Below are 18,130 nucleotides of genomic sequence, written 5' to 3'. Positions count from 1 at the left end.
GGTGACGGTCCGGCGGCGGACCGTGGTGATCAAGAGAGCTTCACCTTGCGTTGGGCAACGAGTTCCCGCCGGGCCACTTCCGCCGCCTGTGCTGGAACCATGCTGGTGATCGCGCATCGGGGAGCGAGTGGTTATCGCCCGGAACACACGCCGGCGGCGTACCGCCTGGCTGCGTCGCAGGGAGCCGACTACCTGGAGCCGGACCTGGTCGCCACGCTCGACGGCGTCCTGGTGTGCCGGCACGAGAACGAGATCTCCGGTACGACGGACGTCGCCGACCACCCGGTGTTCGCGGACCGGAAGCTCACCAAGGTCATCGACGGGACCGCTGTCACCGGCTGGTTCGTCGAGGACTTCACCTACGCCGAACTGCGCACCCTGCGGGCCCGGGAGCGGATGCCCGCCCTGCGCGCGGCCAACACGTCGTACGACGGGCTGGAGGCCATCCCCACGTTCGACGACGTGGTGGCGCTGGCCAGGCAGGAGTCGCAGCGGCTCGGGCGGCCGATCGGCGTACTGCCGGAGATCAAGCACCCGGCGTACTTCCGGCGGGTCGGACTGCCGCTGGAGGAGCTGCTGACAGAGCGGATACTGCAACTCGGGCTGCGCAGCGACGAGATCATGGTGCAGTCGTTCGAGCCGACCAGCCTGCGGCGGTTGTCAGTCATGACCAGCGTGCCGCTGGTGCAGCTGGTGGACTCGCAGGGCGCGCCGAACGACTTCCTGCGCACGGGTGACGGGCGTACCTTCGCCGACCTGATCCAGCCGGCCGGTCTGCGCGAGGTGTCGACGTACGCGCACGCACTGGCTCCCCACAAGGACCTGGTCATCCCACGCACCCCGACCGGCGCACTCTGCGAGCCGACCCGCCTGGTCGACCAAGCGCACCGCGCAGGTCTAGCAGTCCAGGTCTGGACCTTCCGCGCCGAACGCCGCTTCCTCCCCACCGACATCGACTTCCAGACGGAACTCTCCCGCTTCGCCCGCCTAGGCATCGAAGGCCTCTTCGCCGACCACCCAGACCAAGCAGCAGCCGCCATACGCCGCACCGCCGCCCTGAACGTCTAGAGGTGGCAGCGGAAGGGTGACGAGGGCTTGCGGTCACCCTGCCGCGCGTTTGGTGGCTGCGCGCTGAGGCGCAGTCCGGGTCACGCCGCCGGGGGCTTGTTGTTGGTGGTGGTGTCGTCGTAGATGCGGGAGGCGATGTCGGCCTCCGGGGTGGTGGGCTGGTTCACAGACTGCTGGACGTTCTGCCAGACAGCCTTGCCGTCGGACTCCGGAATCACGATCCAGGCGACCGCGTAGCCGATCAGGGCGGTGCCGCCGGTGATCAGCGTGAGACCGACGATGGCGAGCCGGACCAGGGTCACGTCGATGTTCAGGTACTCGGCGATGCCGCCGGAGACACCGGAGAGCATCCGCTGGTCGCGGGAGCGACGGAGGACCTTGCCGGACAGGTTGGAGAACGGTGCGTTCGAGTTCGTCATATCTCAACTGTCCTGCCTGAGCCCCCTCCACCACATCAGGATCGGTACCGACCCACCCCTGATCCGACCCCTGGATCCCTGATCCCGCCTCCCTGACAACTTTCGTGGAACCCCGGCCTGACAGTACGTCGATTCGCTTCGGCCGGTTCACCGCTGAAACTGTCGGCGGGCGTGTTTACCGTCATGGGATGGACGTCGACGTGCTGCCGAAGGTGGTGCTCGGGTTGCCGGGCGTGGAGGAGGACGAGGGCTGGGCTGGGCAGCCGGTCTTCAAGGTGCGGAAGAAGAGTTTCGCGTACATGTCGGAGGACGGGACGCGGCTCTTGCTCAAGGCGCTGCGGGAGGAGCAAGAGGCGCTGGTGGCCGAAGATCCAGAGGTGTACTCGCCATCGTGGGCATCCGGCCGGTTCGCCTGGCTCGACGTCGACATCGCCAGGGCCGACGACGAGGAGTTGCGCGAGCTGGTGACCGAGGCCTGGCGGCTCACAGCGCCGAAGTACCTGATCGCCCAGCTGGCTTAGAGGGTTCGGCGGACGAGGACCCAGCGGGGGTTGGTGCGGCCGACTTCCTTGAAGCCGGCGTCCAGGAAGACGTTGAGCGGGCCGCGGTAGAGGTCGGCCGAGGAGACACCAGACGCCTGGGCCGTATCGACCGCGCAGCCCTCGACCGTCTGAGCGCCGTAGGTCCGGGCGAACTCAACCGCGCCGCGTGCCAGCTCCCCGGCGACGCCCTGGCGGCGGTGGCCGACCGGTACGACGAAGCAGGTGATCACCCAGGCGTCCGGGTGGTCGGTGCGCCAGCTGGGGGAGGCGAGCACGCGTGGGTACGCCGTACGGGGTGCTACTGCACACCAGCCGACCGGTGCGTTGTCGTCGTACGCGAGTACGCCGGGCGGGAGGTCGCCGGAGCGGACCTGGGCTCGGAGGTCGCGCCGGTTGGTCTCCCGGGTGGCGGCGGACCATTGCTGTCCGCGCAGGCGGAAGTACTGACAGAAGCAGCGGGCCGGGTCGCCGCGCTCGCCCATGACGGCCGCCACGTCGTCCCAGGAGCCGGGTTCGGCCGGTCGCACGTCCACAGGCTCACGGTAGCTGGCTTGCACTCGGTTGGGGCGAGTGCTAATACTTGGTTAGCACTCCATGGGTGAGAGTGATAAGGCTCCTGCCCGTGGCGTGTGACAGAAGACGGCCTCGATGAGGTGCCGGAACGTGGCGGGACGTGAGCGCCGCGCCCGGTGCCGTCCGTCGCGGGCATCCCGGCCGGCTGAACCACAAAGACTCGACGCGGGAGGACTCGCGGAGAATGCCCAAGCTGATTTCTTTCAATGAAGAGGCGCGCCGCGGCCTCGAGCGGGGAATGAACACCCTCGCCGATGCGGTCAAGGTGACGCTTGGCCCGAAGGGCCGCAACGTCGTCCTGGAGAAGAAGTGGGGCGCCCCCACCATCACCAACGACGGCGTCTCCATCGCCAAGGAGATCGAGCTCGAGGACCCGTACGAGAAGATCGGGGCCGAGCTCGTCAAGGAAGTTGCGAAGAAGACCGACGACGTCGCGGGTGACGGCACCACCACCGCCACCGTGCTGGCCCAGGCTCTCGTCCGCGAGGGTCTGCGCAACGTCGCGGCCGGTGCCAACCCGATGAGCCTGAAGAAGGGCATCGAGAAGGCGACCGAGGCCGTCAGCGAGCAGTTGCTGGCGCTGGCCAAGCCGGTCGAGACCCGCGAGCAGATCGCGGCGACGGCGTCCATCTCGGCCGCCGACACCCAGGTCGGCCAGATCATCGCCGAGGCGATGGACAAGGTCGGCAAGGAAGGCGTCATCACCGTCGAGGAGAGCAACACCTTCGGCCTCGAGCTCGAGCTCACCGAGGGTATGCGCTTCGACAAGGGCTACATCTCGCCGTACTTCGTCACTGACACCGAGCGGATGGAAGCGGTCCTCGACGACCCGTACATCCTCGTGGTGAACAGCAAGATCTCCAGCATCAAGGACCTGGTCCCGGTGCTGGAGAAGGTGATGCAGACCGGCAAGCCGCTGGCCATCATCGCCGAGGACATCGAGGGCGAGGCGCTGGCGACCCTGGTCGTCAACAAGATCAAGGGCACCTTCAAGGCCGTCGCCGTCAAGGCGCCGGGCTTCGGTGACCGCCGCAAGGCCATGCTGGTCGACATCGCCGTACTTACCGGCGGCGAGGTCATTTCGGAGGAGGTCGGGCTCAAGCTCGACACCGTCGACCTGGAGCTGCTCGGCCAGGCCCGCAAGATCGTCGTCACCAAGGACGAGACGACCATCGTCGAGGGCTCGGGCGACGCCGACCAGATCTCCGGCCGGGTGAACCAGATCCGCGCCGAGATCGAGAAGTCGGACTCCGAGTACGACCGCGAGAAGCTGCAGGAGCGGCTGGCCAAGCTGGCCGGCGGCGTTGCGGTGATCAAGGTCGGCGCGGCCACCGAGGTCGAGCTGAAGGAGCGCAAGCACCGGATCGAGGACGCCGTTCGCAACGCGAAGGCGGCCGTCGAGGAGGGCATCGTCGCCGGTGGCGGCGTGGCTCTGCTGCAGGCGTCCGTGCTGGCGTTCGAGAAGCTGGACCTCGAGGGTGACGAGGCCACCGGTGCCGCGATAGTGCGGTCCGCGGTCGAGGCGCCGTTGAAGCAGATCGCCGTGAACGCCGGCCTCGAGGGTGGCGTCGTGGTGGAGAAGGTTCGCAACCTCGAGCCGGGTCACGGTCTGAACGCCGCGACCGGCGAGTACGTCGACCTGATCGCCACCGGCATCATCGACCCGGCCAAGGTGACCCGCTCGGCGCTGCAGAACGCGGCCTCGATCGCGGCCCTGTTCCTCACCACCGAGGCGGTCATCGCCGACAAGCCGGAGAAGGCCGCGGCCGCTCCGGGTGGCGCGCCCGACATGGGCGGCATGGACTTCTGATCCACTGAGGTCCAACAGCACAGCAACACCAAGGCGGTCCCGGGCACTCGCCCGGGACCGCCTTCTTGCTGTCCCTCGCGCTTACGTCCGAAGAAGTGAGGGCTATAGGCCACAGTTCTTCGGACGTAACGGGGTCAGGTGCCGGAGATGAGGCGGGTGGCGAGGGTGGGGGAGAAGGTGCCGGCGGGGATGCCTTTGCCGGTGCCACAGTCGCCGTCAGAGTCGCCGGGGACCTTGAGCCACAGCAGGAGGTCCGCGCCGCCGCCGACCTGGGACGGGACGCCGAGCTTGCGGCCGGCCGGGTTGCACCACTCGCCGTTGGAGCCGTTGCCGTTCCGGCTGGTGTCGACGACGAACTGGCTGCCGCCGCCGAGCGCGCTCTTGATCGCGTTCCCCTTCGAGACCGACTGCTGCGTGGTGTAGTAGTTCGAGGTGTTCAGCGCGAAGCCACGGATCTTGCCGACGTCCACCAGTCGCAGCCGCCGGGCCATCTCACCGGCCTCGATCCAGTTGTAGTTGCCGCCGTCCATGTAGGCCCAGGTGTTCGGGTTCTTGTTTGCGAACTGGTTGGCGGCGTACTTCAGCAGGTCGAGGCGGACCTGCCGCTGGTTCTCCGGCATGCAGTCGAGCTGGGCCAGTGCGTCCGGCTCGATCACGACGACGGCCGGGCGGTTGCCGATGCCGTCGGCGAACTTGGCGATCCAGTCCCGGTACGCCGCCGGCGACCCGGCGCCACCGCCGGAGTGACCACCGCAGTCGCGACCCGGGATGTTGTACGCGACCAGGATCGGCAGCTTGTTCGCACTGTCGGCGGCTTTGGTGTACGACGTCACCGCGGCCTTGATGTCGCCGCTCCAGTTGCCGAACCAGCGGCCGCCGGCCTTCTGGGCGATCTTGGTCTTGATCTCGGTCGCCCCCGGGTGCTGCTTCACGTAGGCGGCCGGATTGGAGTTGGGGTCGACGTAGAAACCGTTGGTGAGCTGAACCGGGTTGCCGGCAGCCACGCCGACGCTGAGCCGGGGTTCGGCAGCCAGCCCGGGCATAGGCTAGCTGCCGATGGTGAACAGTCCGGCGGTGAGCAGGCCCAGGGTGGTCATGCGCAGGGTGGACATCGTGGAGGCCTTCCGTGAGGGGCGGTAGGGATACTCAACGTGTCGACGACGTTACCCCGGGACGTTAACCGGTTAGGCAATCGTTTGAAAAGTCCTAACCGTCGATCCACATGAGACTGTTAATTTTCTTCATCGACCTCGCCGAACGAGGCGTAGTGGGCGTCGGTGAATAATCGGTGGACTATGACCCCGTGGCACCTCTACTGTCGGGCGCGGCGAGATCGTCTCGAGTGGAAGGAGCGACCGATGAAGACACTGACTTGTTTCCCGGCGCGCTTGATCCGCTCGCACAACTCGCACTGAGCGGTGCCGCGCGCCTCCTGCTGGAGGTTTCGTGAACATCCGCACCACCGTCGAGGCCGACCTCGACACCATTCATGCGTTGATCGACCAGCAGTCGGTCAACACCGTCACCCGTCAGCGCTATGACGATTTCATTGCCGACGGCACCTACCGGAACGACTGGACCTGGGTCGCCGAGGAGAACGGCGAGATCCAGGCGCTGGCGATCTGGTGGGGTCCGCCGAACCACGACCACCCGTTCAGCATCGACGGCCTGTACTACGCCGGCGATGGCGACCCGGTGCCGGTCTGGACGGCGCTGATCGAGCACACCGTGAAGGCGTTGCCCGAGCCGCCGGAGTACCACTTCTTCCTGTCCAACGACTGGCGCGACCACGCGGACGGCGTTGCCGAACTCGAACAGCGCAAGCGGGCCGCGGTGGCGGCCGGGCTGACCGAGGTCACCGAGCGGCTGCGGTACGAGTGGAAGCCGGAGTACGGGCTGCCGCCGCGGTCGACGCGGTTGCGGTTCGAACCGGCCGACGACGAGGCGTTCGTGGACGTCTTCCGCCGGGTGAGTGAGGGCAGTCTCGACGCGTCCACCGCCCGGGCCGTCGCCAGGCTTGGGGTCGACGGCGCGGCGCGCGAGGAGCTCGAGATGTACATGTCGATGCCGGGTGAGCGGTCCTGGTGGCGACTCGCGTACGACGACGGCGGCAAGCTGATCGGCTTCGCCATCCCGTCGGCGAACGGTGGTGGGCCCGTGGTCGGGTACCTCGGCGTGCTGGCTGAGCACCGCGGTCACCGGTACAGCGACGATCTGCTGGCGGAGATCACCCACCTCCTGGCCGAGACCGGCGCCGAGCAGATCCGGGCGGACACCGACTTCGGCAACGTGCCGATGGCCCGGAGCTTCGAACGCCTCGGCTACCGCAACTTCGCCGTACGCCTCGTGCTGTCCTTCCCCAGCTAGGTTGCCCACACAGGTAGGGGGTTGCCCACTGAGATTCTCGGTGGGCAACCCCCAACCCGAGGGGGCAAGGGGGAGACGGCGACAGCTCTGAGCCCTATGCTCCCTGACATGTCAGAGAGCTCCGGTGGGGGCCGGGGGTTGGGGGAGGACAGGCGATGCGTGACATCGCATTGATCCTGCATGTCGCCGCGGGAGCGCTGGCGGTGCTGTTCGGCCCGCTCGCGATCGTGCTCACGCTCCGCAAACGTGGACTCAACTGGGCAGGCGAGGTGTACCACTGGGCGATCGCGCTCGTCTGCATCACCGCGCTGGTGATGGTCCCGTACGACTGGGCCCGGCTGTGGTTCTTCTGGCCGATCTCGATCGCGTCGTACCTGTTCGTCTACCTCGGCCAGCGCGCCGCCGAAGCCCCCGGCGGCCTCTGGTACCGAGGCGTCCTCCGCGGCTACGGCGGCGGCTGGATCGCCCTCTGGACAGCCATAGTCGTCGTCAGCCTCCCGCACCAGCCCTGGTCTTGGCTGGTCCCCATCGTCCTGGGCTCAGCCATCATCGAATACCTCTGCTTCCGCCCGATGCCGGCCTGGACCCAGTCTTAGGCTTGGCCGGCTTGTTCTTCTGGGGTGGATTTGCGGACGACGAGGCGGGTCCAGGCGCCGACGTAGATGCGGTCGTCGGGGTTTAGCTCGCGGCGCTGGCCGGGGGTGATGGGGTCCTCGGGGAGGGGGTCGGACGCGGGAGCGACGTACGTGCCGTTGGAGGACTGGAGGTCCTCGACCCACCAGCGCTGGCCGTCCGTGGTGAGCTGCGCCTGGCGGCGGCTGACGCCGGAGTCATCGCCGCAGTCGATCTCCGGGTTGATCCCGCGGCTGCGCGACGGACGGCCGATCAGCACGCTCTTCTCGGTCACGGGGATCACCACCGGCAGGCCGGGCGACGGACAAGGGTCGTCACTCTGCTGTACGGCGTACCAGTCGGGGTCGACCCAGCGTTCGACCACCCAGTCGGCGACCTCGGCGGGTACTGGCGGCGGTGGCGCAGGCGTGTCGAGATCGAGCGACGACGCCGACTGAGCTGATTGCGGTCGGGGCATCGTCCCGGTGGTGAAGTCGTAGCCGCAGCTCTCGCAGAACAAGGCGTCCGCGGCGGCCGACTCCGAGCAATTCGGGCACTGCTGCGTGGCCGGAGCCGGAGCCGCGACAGCGGGCGCCGGGATCGAGGCCGCGGCCGGGGTGGCCGCGGCGCCGATCGGGATCCCGCAGACGTCGCAGTAGTCGGTCGAGGCGGACGGATGCCCGCTCGCACAGGTGACTGAGGTCATTTCTTCACCCGGGTCGTCTTGGTGGACGCGGTGTCGAGCGCCATCTCGTCCGCCTTCTCGACGGTGCGCTTGAGCCGCACGGTGCCGGTCTCCTGGTCTTCGATGTCGACCACCTTACGCAGCCGGGTGGTCGCCTCCTCGTTGCCGGTCTGGGCAGCGAGCTGGACCGCGCGGCCGAGCTTGGTCGTCGCGGTCGCAGTGTCGCCGGCGGCCTTCGCGGCCAGGCCTTCCTGGATCGCGTCGGCCAACTCGGTCTGGCCGGTGTAGTGCGCGACCTCCGGGTTGATCCGCGTGGTGAGTGCTTCGTCGCCGGACCACAGCGCCTTCACCAGGCCCTGCGCGACGACGTCGTCGCCGATCGCCAGCTGCACCCGGGCAGCGAGCTGCTCCTGCCCGATCGCCTTGGCAGCAAGGCGAATCGCCACGTGATAGTCGCGCGACTCGTCACCCCAGGAGCCGGTCGGATAGGAGCCGGTGAGCGGGTTGACCGCCGTACGGCGGGATGTCAGGTCCTCGACGGTCGGAGCGACCTGCCGGACGAACAGCACCTCGGCACCCTGCGGAGCCCAGACGCGGAGGTCGGCCTGCGCGACGCCGCGGCTCATCGCGTTCTGGATCAGCTTGGAGAACTCGCGCGCCAGCAGCTCCGGGGCCGGGATGATGTCGACGGTGCCGAGCAGGGCCTTCGCGATCCGCCGTACCTCGTCGACCACCCAGGCGACGCCGACGCCGCGGCAGTCGGCCTGGAACTGGCCGGTGACCGACTCGATGGCCTGAGTCAGCGCTTCAGGCGTCTCGTGCTGGTTCTCGCCGTCGGTCAGCAGGATGGCGTGCTTCTGGGTCAGCGACGGCACGGTGGCGAACACCCGCCCGGCCAGCCGCAGCCAGGTGCCCATCGCGGTCCCGCCGTCGGCGTAGAACCGGGCCACCGCGTCCTTGGCGGCCTGCCGGGTGAACTGGTCCATCCGCACCATCACCGGCTCCGGCGACGGCGGGAACGCCAGCTGCGCCCGGTCGTTGCCGGAGATCACCGCGAACCACACCCCGTCGAGGATCTGGTCGAGCGCGGTCTGCGCGGCGTACGCGGCGGCCCGGACGCCGTCGGCGCCCATCGACCCGGAGGTGTCGACGATGATGATCTCGCCGGCGTCACCGCTGCCGGACTGCCCGGCCGCACCGGCGCCCTTGCACTCCACCGTGACGATGGCGTGTACGTCGGTACCGCCGTCGGGCAGGAACTCGTTCTGGTAGACGGAGGCAGAGAACTCGGCCATTTGGTGGTGATCCTTTCGACCGGTGAGTAAGGGTTAGGCCAGCCGTGCCAGGGCGACGGTGATGTTGTCCTGACCGCCCTGGGCGTTGGCCCAGTCGACCAGGGCGGACGAGGTGGCCAGTGGATCGCCACCGTTCGCCGCAGCTGTCTGACGTGTGAGGTCGGCCAGCGGTGCCGCCTCGGAGCAGTAGTTCCAGAGGCCGTCCGAGCAGGCCATGAGCCAACCCGGCCCGGTCACCCGGAGCGTCGTCGTACGCGGGGTGTGGTCCGGTGCGTCCTTGCCGAGCCAGCGGGTGATCGCGTGCGCGTGTGGACCGGACTCGGCCTGGGCCCGCGGGATACCGGTAGCGATGAGCTCAGCCGCCCACGAGTCGTCCACGGTGAGTCCAACGGCCTCGCCGTCGTCCGGGAACCAGTACGCGCGGCTGTCGCCAACCACACCGGCCACCAGCAAGCCGTCCTCCAGCACAGCCGCCACGAACGTGCACGACGCCGGGTTCGGACTGTCCGGACTCGTGTTCTCCAGTACGGCGTCATTGGCAGCATCAGCAGCCGCATTGAGCCGGGCAACGACCGCGCTGTTCTTGGAGGACTCGGTGCCCATCCCCTGGGCGTGACCGGCGACCAGGACGTCTCGGGCGGCTCGTGCCGCGGCCAGACTGGCGACGTCCGAATCCAGCGACGAGCTGACTCCGTCGCAGACGACCAGCAGAGCCCGGCTGCCCGGCTCTGCGTCGGCCGCGATGGCCATAGCGTCCTCGTTGCGGCTGTGCCGGATGCCGCGGTCACACGTCCCGGCCACCCACGGTGCGGGCTGCTCGGTGAAGTGGTCGCGCGGCTTGACCGCCTTGGTGCCGCAGGTCTCGCAGTAGCCGTCCGCACCGACCACGCCGCCACAGGAGTGGCACGGATCGACCGGATTGGTGTTGATCTCGACAGTCGGCTCGGTGTCGGTGTCCAAGGCAGGAGTAGCGGGCGCAGCGGCTGCCGCCTGGAGCTCCGCCCCGCAGGCCTCGCAGTAGCGGTCGGCCTCGGACACCGGGCCACCACAGCTGGGGCAGACCGTCTGGGTCGTACTCGTCATCGCACCGTCCATCCTCGAACTTCGTTGGCCAGGTCGACCAGGGCGATCCTCTCCGGCCGGCTTTGCGCCTGCCCGGCCAGCTGACGGTAGGTGGCCTCGAGCCCGTCCCGCAGGGCCGGCTCGGTCGCCTCTCGTCCGTCGATCCGCAGCCCTTGCTGCGGACCGGACTGCTGGACCACGTCCAGCGCGGCCCGGAACACGCTCGCGGCCAGGTTGGCCCGGTCGACCGGGTCGATGGTCAGCGACTCGATGCTGTCCATCGCCTCGGCCAGCGCGGGCAGGCCACGGCCCGATCCTGCCAGCAGACCGGCTCGTTGGCGACGGGCGCGGATGTACGCGCCGCTGGTCCGCGGCACCAGGTCGAGCGCCGCGATGGCGCCGTCGAGGTCGCCACGCTTGGAACGGATGCTCGCCAGCCCGAAAGCGGACGGTGCGATGTAGTTGGCGTCGGTGCGTGCGCAGGTGAGGTAGAGGCCTTCGGCAACGTCGTACTCGCCACTCAGCTCACAGGCGATCGCCAGCGCGAGCTTGGGCGCCAGCTCACCCGGCACCTGGCCGTACACCGCGTTGAAGGCCGACTGGGCTCCGGGCGAGTCGCCACGGGCCAGCGCGACCAGACCGGCCATCCACACGGCCCGCCACTCCCACGGGTCCCCGGCGAGCAGGTCGGAGACCGCAGTGTCGACCATGTCGTAGCGGGCCTCGCCCACCTCGAGTGCGGCCTGTGCGATCTCCAGCAAGACCTGCGGAGACGACTCCGGCGCGTCGACGAGCACCTCCAGTCGCTTTTCTGCGTCTGGCACACTCACGGTCTTCAGCCAGCCGGCCTGCTTGTCGCCGGGGTCCGGTGCCAGTGCGGGCAGCTGACGCCAAGACGTCGCTGAGTCGTCTGACCCGACGCCCCGGTCGCCAGAGCCCTCGAACAGCAGCGACGACGCCGAGTGCTGAGCTGCCTTGTCACCCTGCTTGTCCGCGACGACTTCACGCAGTACGCCGAGCAACTGCACCCGGAACTCGTCAGCCGTCTGGAACCGGTCCGCCGGGTCCTTCGCGCACGCCTTCAAGAGCAGCCGGTAGACCGAGTCGTACTTCTGGAACAGCGGTACGTCGCTCACCGGCGGCAGCGAGTCCACGAACTTGGACTGGTAGCCGCGGAACTCCATCGCCAGCACGCACAGCGTCCGGCCCAGCGTGTAGATGTCGGACGCGATCGACGGGCCGACGTCGGCGACCTCAGGCGCCTGGAAGCCGACCGTGCCGTAGATCGCGGAATCCAGGTCGTCGATCCGCCGGACACCGCCGAGGTCGATCAGCTTGACCGCGTCACCGACCTGGATGATGTTGTCCGGCTTGAAGTCGCAGTACAGCAGGCCGAGGTCGTGCAGGTAGGAGAAGGCCGGCAGGATCTCCAGGATGTACGCGATGGCCTGGTCGATCGGCAGTGCGTCGTACTCGCCCTTGTTGGCGGCCATTCGTTGCTTGAGCAACGTCTTCAGCGAGGTGCCGCCGACGTACTCCATCACGATGTAGCCGGCGCCATCGTGCTTGACGAAGTTGTAGATCTCGACGATCAGCGGGTGCTCGACCCGGGCCAGGAAGGTCTGCTCCGCGATCGCGGCCGCGACGGCGTCCGGGTCCTCGGAGTTCAGCAGGCCCTTGAGCACCACCCACCGGTCGGACACGTTCTTGTCCTGGGCCAGGTAGATCCAGCCGAAGCCGCCGTGCGCCAGGCAGCCGGCCACCTCGTACTGACCGCCGACCAGGTCGCCCGCGTGCAGCTTGGGCGAGAAGGAGAACTTGCTGCGGCACTTCGGGCAGAAGCCCTCGGTCCGGCCCGGCTGGTCACCGCGGGACCGGCCGACCGCATGGCCGCAGTTCGGGCAGTTCCGGCGGTCCTCGGGGACCATCGGATTGGCCAGGATCGCCTTGCTCGCGTCGATCGCGGGAATCGACGGCACGTGGGTCAGGCCGGCGCCGAGACGCGCGCCGCGCAGCCGGGTGGACGACGTACCGAGCTTGCGGGTCAGCTTGGAACCAGCCGCCTGGGCGCGGGCGGAGCCGAGTGGTGTCGACGCGAGCCGGTTGGATGCGCGGGAGACCGTCGAGGGGGTGCTGATCGGGTCAGGAGCCGTGCCGCCGTCCGCTGGCGAGCCGCAGACGTCGCAGTACCCGTCCACATACGTGCCGGTGCAGCCAGGCTGGTTGCAGGCGCCGGCCGAAGAGCTCTTCACCGCCGTAGTTGCCGCCGGCGATCCGCAGACATCGCAGTAGCCGTCCACGATGGTGCCGGTGCAGCCAGGCTGCGTACACGTCGTCATTTGGTGGTCCCTCCCGTGCTATCCAGGTAAGCCTGGTACGCCGCGACGAGTGCGGCCAGCCGGATCAGGTCGACCGGTTCCGACTCGATCACCCCGCGGCCACGCCGGTACAACTCGGCAAGATCTTCATTCGATGGCGCCAGCTTGGCTGCCTTCACCTGATACGCGTCCAGCCGCGCAGCCAGCTCGTCCCGGCGTTCGAGCGCCGCGCCGTACGCCGCCTGCGCCTGTCCCAGCGCACGCCGTACGGCGTCCAGCCGGGTCAGGTACTTCTCCAGCTCAGCCGGCGTGTTCGGCACCGGCCCGATCGCAGTCACATCCGGTACGGCGAGACGTGGCGCAGGCGTGACAGCCGCAACGGCCCGGTCGGCCAGAGCCCGTACGGCGGTGCCCTGTGCCTCCAGCTCACCCCGCAACGACCGGGCACGCGCGACATCGCCCGCTCGCTCCTTCCGCGTCGCGGCACCGACGATGAGGTCGCGCTCGGTCCGCGCAGCGTCCATCTCGAGCGGACCGATCAACCCACCGATGTCCGCGCCACGCTTGGCACGCTCGGTCAGGTCGGTGACTCGGCGATCGAGATCGTGGTGCGTCGCGATCGCCTTGTTGCGGGTGCTGGCCGGCTCGACCTTGACCATGTCGTTGATCCGCTCGACCTGCGCGCGCAACTGACGCAGCCGGGCGGCGAGATCGGCATCGCCCGGTTCGAGGGCGAGCTTGCCGCGCAGGCTGGCGGCCAGCGCGTCCGACAACTTGCATGCCTCAGGCAACGAAACCGCCAGCGAGCCACCGGCGCCGCCGGCGTCCAGACCGCCCCAGATCAGTGTCGAGATCCGCTCGGTCTCCTTCGCCCCGACCCGGCCGGAATCCCAGGTGACCAGGATCAGCTCGTACCGGTCGGAGACTGCCTTCCACACCGCCATCGACAGTACGACGTCCGCACTCAGCGCGTCGGCGTCGGGGGAGTGCAGGGCGGCCTGGTCCAGCTCGTCCAGCTCCGCCTTGCGCCGGTCCCGCCAGGTGCCGAGCGCGTCGAGGAACGACAGCAGCTCCGTCGCCGGAATGCTGCTGCCGATCTTCCCCGGCGGTGCCGGCGCCGTCGCGGTCGGCGTACGAACTGTCATGGAGTCCTGCCATAGACGGCCACCGGCGGAGCCGCCAGCTTGCCGAGGGCGGGCGCGAGCCACTTGTTGTACGACGCCATCCAGGTGCCGTCCGCCTTCGACTGCGCGAGCACCTGGTTCACGAACCGCACGAACTCAGGGTGCTTCAGCGACATGCCGAGGCCGTACGGCTCGTCGCTGAATCGCTCCTTGAGCACCTTGGCGTACGGGTCCTGTGCGGCGTCGCCCGCGAGTACCGTGTCGTCACCGGTGATGGCGTAGGCCTTGCCGGACTGGAACAGCGCCAGACAGCCGGTGTCGGTGTCGGCGGTGATCGGCACTGCCCCCGGGTTCTCCTTCTTCAGGTTGTCCAAGCTCGTCGACCCGGCCGGGGCGCAGATGGTCTTTCCGGCCAGTTGCTTGATGCTTGTCGCCGTCTCGTCGCGCGGTACGAGCGTCCTCTGGCCGGAGCGGTAGTACTCGGCGGAGAAGGCGATCTGCTTCCAGCGGGCGCAGTTGATCGTCATGTTCCGCGCGACGATGTCGACCTGCTCGTTCTTCAGCACCGGGATGCGCTGCGGGCTGGAGATCACCCGCAGTTCGATCTTGTTCTCGTCGCCGAAGATGGCTTTCGCGACGGCCTTGACCATGTCGATGTCGAAGCCCTCGATCTTGCCGGTGATCGGGTTGCGCGCACCGAGGTTCAGGCTGTCCGCGGACACCCCGGCGATCAGCCGGCCACGCTGCTGGATCTTCTCCATGTAGCTGCCGTCCGGCATCGCGAGCGGTTGCGGCATCGCGCCCTCGGGGGTGTACGACTCCAGTGGGTTGCCGCAGTTGGGCTGCGCCGCCGGGGGAGCGGCGGCCGCCTGGGACGGCTGCACCTTCGGCGGGATCTGGGTCGCCTCGTAGTTCCCCGAGCCACACGCTGTTGCGGCCAGCAGGATCACGACCATCGGGGCCAGGAGCTTCTTCATCGGTATTCCCCCAGTCGCTGCGACATACCCCAGGCGGCCAGCAGTGCGGCCGCGATCCCGATCGGCAGACCGAGCCAGCCGATCGGCGGCAGGCCGTCGCGGGCGCTGATCAGTTCGGTGTGGACCTCGCCGCTCGTCGACTTCAGCTGGGTCGCCGAGTTCTCGTCGAACGCGCTGAACGCCTTCACGGAACTCACTTGCGGGTCCCGGCCGATCGCCATGTCGACGGCCTTCTCCCAGTTGCCGCCGGTATCCGTCGTACGGATCCCGGCGTGGATCTCCTTGTAGTCCTTCCACTGCTGTTCCAGCGTGGCGCCGACGCCGTCGACCTTGCTGAGCTGATCGTCGACCACGCGGGCCGACTCCTGATACGCCTGCTCGTAGGCATCGCCGGAGCCACGGGCGATCAAGGTGAGGCTCTCGTTCGACCTGGCGTCGTACGCCGCGATCCGGGCCCGGGACAACGCCAGCGTCTGGTCGTAGGCACCCTGATGCGTGTCGGCCGCGTCCGACGACGCGCCGGCCAGCGCGAACCCGCCGATCAATGTGGTGAGCAGGACGAGCACGGCACCGGCCGCGATCGGGAGGTTGATATAGCGGTGCGTGCGACGGGCCAGCCAGCGCAGGGTGAACCCGAAGACGACCAGCGTCAGCAGGCCGCCGGTGAGCAACCAGATGTTGCCGTTGCCAACTCCGTCGAACTCGGTGCCGACGCGCTCCTCGTTGGCCTGGACGAGCGCCTTCACCAGCGGCAGCGAGTCATTCTGCAGTAAGGCGTTGGCGTCCTTGAGGTACTGCGATCCGATCGGGAGGCCCTGGCGGTTGTTGGCCCGGGCCTGCTCGATCAGGCCGTCGTACGTGATCAGGGTCTGGTTGAGCGCGCCGAGCGCGTCCTTGTCGGCGGGCTGCGCGGTCGCGGCCTCGGCGATCAGGCGGGCGGCCTCGGCCATCGAGTCGACGAAGTGCTGGCGCTGCTCTGGCGGCTCGAGACCACCGACGAGGAAGGCGTTGGTGGCATCGGCGTTCGCACTGACCAGGTTGGTGTGGATCGCCTGGATGCGGACCAGTTGCGCGGCGTTGGCCTCGGCGCGGGTGAGGGCGCCCTCGGATTGGCTGAAGCCCTGCGCCGCGGCGGCGCCGAAGACGACGCTCATCACAGCGGCCAGGATCAGCAGCGCCCGCATCCGGCCCGGGGTGCCCTCGAACCAGGCCTTGATCGGACTTTGCGCGCTCGCCCTACGCGCGCCGGGCGGCTGCACGGCCGGTGTCGCGGGCTGCTGAGCCGGCGGCGACCAGTCCGCGGGCGGCGCACTCTGGGTCTGGGTCACGCCTGTTCTCCTTCAATCTGGCCAGACTCGTCACCTTCGTCGGTGAGGTCCTCGGCGAGGATCTGACGCAGTTGGTCCTTGGTGGGTGCCGTGACGTCGCGGAGCCGCCAGGCGTGCCGGCCGATCGCGGCCTCCAGCACGTTCCGGGCGAACCGGCCGTTGCCGAACGACCGGTCCCGCGGCGTCCCGGCGAGGATCTCCCGGAACTTCGTCAGCGCGGCCGGGACCAGCTCGTAGTCGGCACCTTCGGCCAGCCCGGTGAGGATGTCGCTCAGCTCGTCGTCGCTGTAGTCGTCGAACGCGATCGTCGTACGGAAGCGGCTGGCCAGGCCCGGGTTCGCCGCGATGAAGACCTCCATCGGCTCGGGATAGCCGGCCACGATCACGACCAGGTCGTCGCGCCGGTCCTCCATCTCCTTGACCAGCGTGTCGACCGCCTCCCGGCCGTACTGGTCGGCGCCGAAGTCGCCCGCGGTCAGGCTGTACGCCTCGTCGATGAACAGCACCCCGCCCGCGGCCGACGCGACCACATCGGCTGTCTTGGTCGCCGTCTGGCCCAGGTACCCGGCGACCAGCTCAGACCGGTCCACCTCGACCAGCTGTCCCTTGGAGAGCAGACCGAGCGCCTTGTAGATCCCACTGACCAGCCGAGCCACCGTGGTCTTGCCGGTGCCCGGATTGCCCACGAACACCAGGTGCCTGGTGATGGTCGGACTCTTCAGCCCCGCCTCGGTCCGCAGCTTCTCCACCCGCAGTACGGCGACCTGCCGGTGCACCTCACGCTTCACCTTGGCCAGCCCGGTCAACTCATCCAGCTCGGCCAGCAGCTCTTCGACAGTCTTGGCTGGCTCCTGCTCGACGGCAGCCTCGGGCTTGGGTGCGGCGGCTGGCTTGGGTTCGGCGACAGGCGTCGTACCGGCTGGCGTCGTACCGGCTTGGAGTGGCCGAGCGCCGGCAGCCTGCAGCTGTGCTGCGGCAGCGACCGAAGCGTTGCCGATGACACGCATGGTGGGCTCACCCAGCGTGCAAGCCGACGACGCCACCTCCGCCAGCGCTTCGGCGTACGCAACCTTCTCCGGCGAGCCCTGCGCGACCAGCTCGGACAGTACGGCGGTCGGTGCGCCACGCCAGCGGCGTCCACGCACAGCCGCGTCGAAGAAGCCCTGCGTCGTGGAGCCGGGTGTGACCTTCGCCCAGTCACCAGGGGCGCCGGGCGCCGACTCGGCCAGCGCGGCAGCCAGTGAGAGCGCCTCTGCCCGAGCAGTCTCCTCCGGGATGCCGGCACGAGTGGCTACAGTCAGCAGCGCTGACACTGCTTGCTGCAAGGACTTGCTGCCCCCCTCGCCGCTCATGTCCCTCCCCGTCCTGAAGGTGGTGCCAGTGGTCCTGTGTCTGGTGGTGGCGTCGACGTCGTCGGGCCGAGTGCCAAGCCTCCGCCGGTTGAGCCGGTGCCGAACTTCTCCTGCAGGAACCTGCCGTGGGCGATCAGCGCCGCCGCGTCGGCCCGGTTCACCGCGTCGAACACCTTGTCCATCGTGGAGCCCAAGAGGTCCAACTGATCGATCAGGATCATCAACGACGTCTTGCCCTTGTCGACCGGCCGCGTGTCCGCCCACTGCCGTGGCAGCCGCAGGTACCCACCGATTGCCTCTGGCAGGTAGTCCGTCGCCGTAGCCATCACGGAGTACGCCTGCGCGTTGCCACCCAGGTTGCCGAGCCGCGGGATCGTCTCCCGCACCGTCCGCACCACCCGCGCCACGCGGGACGCGACCACCGCCGGTACGGCGCCGTCGGCAACCAACTGCTCGACCCGGGTCAGCGACGCGAGCAGATCGTCGGTGGTCGGCGGACGGGGAACAGGGGCAGGCTCGGGCTCCTGCTTGCGGCCGGTCAGCCGCGCGAAGAAGTCACCGAGCGCCATACACTCCCCGTCCCCCAGCTAGGTTCTGA

Annotated in this window: 17 protein-coding genes; 5 read left to right on the top strand and 12 right to left on the bottom strand. The window is 68.7% G+C overall.

Annotated features, from left to right (window positions below; translation table 11 throughout):
- Positions 1–99: 99 nt before the first annotated feature.
- The gene (locus tag EV646_RS15010; RefSeq protein ID WP_132148775.1) at positions 100–1,068 is read left to right on the top strand and encodes a glycerophosphodiester phosphodiesterase; all 969 of its coding nucleotides are present in this window, start codon (positions 100–102) and stop codon (positions 1,066–1,068) included.
- Positions 1,069–1,148: 80 nt separating this feature from the next.
- Here EV646_RS15010 and EV646_RS15005 read toward each other — a convergent pair whose 3' ends face one another.
- A complete protein-coding gene (locus EV646_RS15005; protein ID WP_132148773.1) occupies positions 1,149–1,487 on the bottom strand; it encodes a PspC domain-containing protein in 339 nt (112 codons plus the stop codon).
- Between the two features lie 188 nt (positions 1,488–1,675).
- Here EV646_RS15005 and EV646_RS15000 point away from each other — a divergent pair, with 188 nt between their 5' ends.
- Complete coding sequence (locus EV646_RS15000; RefSeq protein ID WP_241995961.1) at positions 1,676–2,008, top strand: MmcQ/YjbR family DNA-binding protein; 333 nt, start codon at positions 1,676–1,678, stop codon at positions 2,006–2,008.
- Here EV646_RS15000 and EV646_RS14995 read toward each other — a convergent pair.
- Positions 2,005–2,562, bottom strand: coding sequence for a GNAT family N-acetyltransferase (locus tag EV646_RS14995; RefSeq protein ID WP_199236978.1), 558 nt, complete (start codon positions 2,560–2,562; stop codon positions 2,005–2,007). The two genes, EV646_RS15000 and EV646_RS14995, sit on opposite strands and share 4 nt — an antisense overlap.
- 224 nt (positions 2,563–2,786) lie before the next feature.
- Between EV646_RS14995 and groL the strand changes: the two genes are divergently transcribed.
- Positions 2,787–4,412 (top strand): chaperonin GroEL, encoded by a 1,626-nt coding sequence (groL, locus tag EV646_RS14990; RefSeq protein ID WP_132148771.1) that lies wholly within the window; start codon positions 2,787–2,789, stop codon positions 4,410–4,412.
- A 134-nt stretch (positions 4,413–4,546) separates the two neighbouring features.
- Here the strand turns inward: groL and EV646_RS14985 are convergent, their stop codons facing one another.
- Positions 4,547–5,455, bottom strand: a complete 909-nt coding sequence (locus EV646_RS14985) for a glycoside hydrolase family 6 protein (protein WP_132148769.1) — start codon at positions 5,453–5,455, stop codon at positions 4,547–4,549.
- A gap of 403 nt (positions 5,456–5,858) precedes the next feature.
- Here EV646_RS14985 and EV646_RS14980 point away from each other — a divergent pair, with 403 nt between their 5' ends.
- Together EV646_RS14980 and EV646_RS14975 are read left to right on the top strand one after the other, a co-directional pair.
- Positions 5,859–6,779, top strand: a complete 921-nt coding sequence (locus EV646_RS14980; protein WP_132148768.1) for a GNAT family N-acetyltransferase — start codon at positions 5,859–5,861, stop codon at positions 6,777–6,779.
- Between the two features lie 155 nt (positions 6,780–6,934).
- A complete protein-coding gene (locus EV646_RS14975; protein WP_132148766.1) occupies positions 6,935–7,375 on the top strand; it encodes a hypothetical protein in 441 nt (146 codons plus the stop codon).
- On the opposite strand, the gene EV646_RS14970 is transcribed toward EV646_RS14975, so the two are convergent.
- The 9 genes from EV646_RS14970 to EV646_RS14930 are packed head-to-tail and all read right to left on the bottom strand — an operon-like array spanning position 7,372 to position 18,101.
- Positions 7,372–8,097, bottom strand: a complete 726-nt coding sequence (locus tag EV646_RS14970; protein WP_132148764.1) for an FHA domain-containing protein — start codon at positions 8,095–8,097, stop codon at positions 7,372–7,374. The two genes, EV646_RS14975 and EV646_RS14970, sit on opposite strands and share 4 nt — an antisense overlap.
- Positions 8,094–9,371 carry a vWA domain-containing protein gene (locus EV646_RS14965; protein ID WP_132148762.1) on the bottom strand — a complete coding sequence of 426 codons (1,278 nt, stop codon included), beginning with the start codon at positions 9,369–9,371 and terminating at the stop codon, positions 8,094–8,096. Before EV646_RS14965 ends, EV646_RS14970 begins: the two co-directional genes overlap by 4 nt.
- A gap of 33 nt (positions 9,372–9,404) precedes the next feature.
- On the bottom strand, positions 9,405–10,454 hold the full coding sequence (locus EV646_RS14960) for a PP2C family protein-serine/threonine phosphatase (RefSeq protein ID WP_241995959.1): 1,050 nt from the start codon (positions 10,452–10,454) through the stop codon (positions 9,405–9,407).
- Complete coding sequence (locus EV646_RS14955; protein ID WP_132148758.1) at positions 10,451–12,772, bottom strand: serine/threonine-protein kinase; 2,322 nt, start codon at positions 12,770–12,772, stop codon at positions 10,451–10,453. Before EV646_RS14955 ends, EV646_RS14960 begins: the two co-directional genes overlap by 4 nt.
- Positions 12,769–13,896, bottom strand: coding sequence for a hypothetical protein (locus EV646_RS14950; RefSeq protein ID WP_132148756.1), 1,128 nt, complete (start codon positions 13,894–13,896; stop codon positions 12,769–12,771). The genes EV646_RS14955 and EV646_RS14950 overlap by 4 nt, the downstream gene beginning before the upstream one ends.
- Complete coding sequence (locus EV646_RS14945) at positions 13,893–14,852, bottom strand: glutamate ABC transporter substrate-binding protein (protein ID WP_132148754.1); 960 nt, start codon at positions 14,850–14,852, stop codon at positions 13,893–13,895. Before EV646_RS14945 ends, EV646_RS14950 begins: the two co-directional genes overlap by 4 nt.
- A complete protein-coding gene (locus tag EV646_RS14940) occupies positions 14,849–16,180 on the bottom strand; it encodes a hypothetical protein (protein ID WP_132148752.1) in 1,332 nt (443 codons plus the stop codon). The genes EV646_RS14945 and EV646_RS14940 overlap by 4 nt, the downstream gene beginning before the upstream one ends.
- Entirely contained in the window at positions 16,177–17,532 is a 1,356-nt protein-coding gene (locus EV646_RS14935; RefSeq protein ID WP_132148750.1) for an AAA family ATPase, read from the bottom strand. The genes EV646_RS14940 and EV646_RS14935 overlap by 4 nt, the downstream gene beginning before the upstream one ends.
- Positions 17,529–18,101: a hypothetical protein gene (locus EV646_RS14930; RefSeq protein WP_132148748.1), complete on the bottom strand. Its 573-nt coding sequence runs from the start codon at positions 18,099–18,101 to the stop codon at positions 17,529–17,531. The genes EV646_RS14935 and EV646_RS14930 overlap by 4 nt, the downstream gene beginning before the upstream one ends.
- Between the last annotated feature and the right edge of the window lie 29 nt (positions 18,102–18,130).

It is taken from the genome of Kribbella antiqua, assembly GCF_004345665.1.
Lineage (GTDB): Bacteria > Actinomycetota > Actinomycetes > Propionibacteriales > Kribbellaceae > Kribbella > Kribbella antiqua.
The sequence above is the reverse complement of the archived record's forward strand: the minus strand, read 5'-3'. Positions and strand labels throughout refer to the sequence as shown.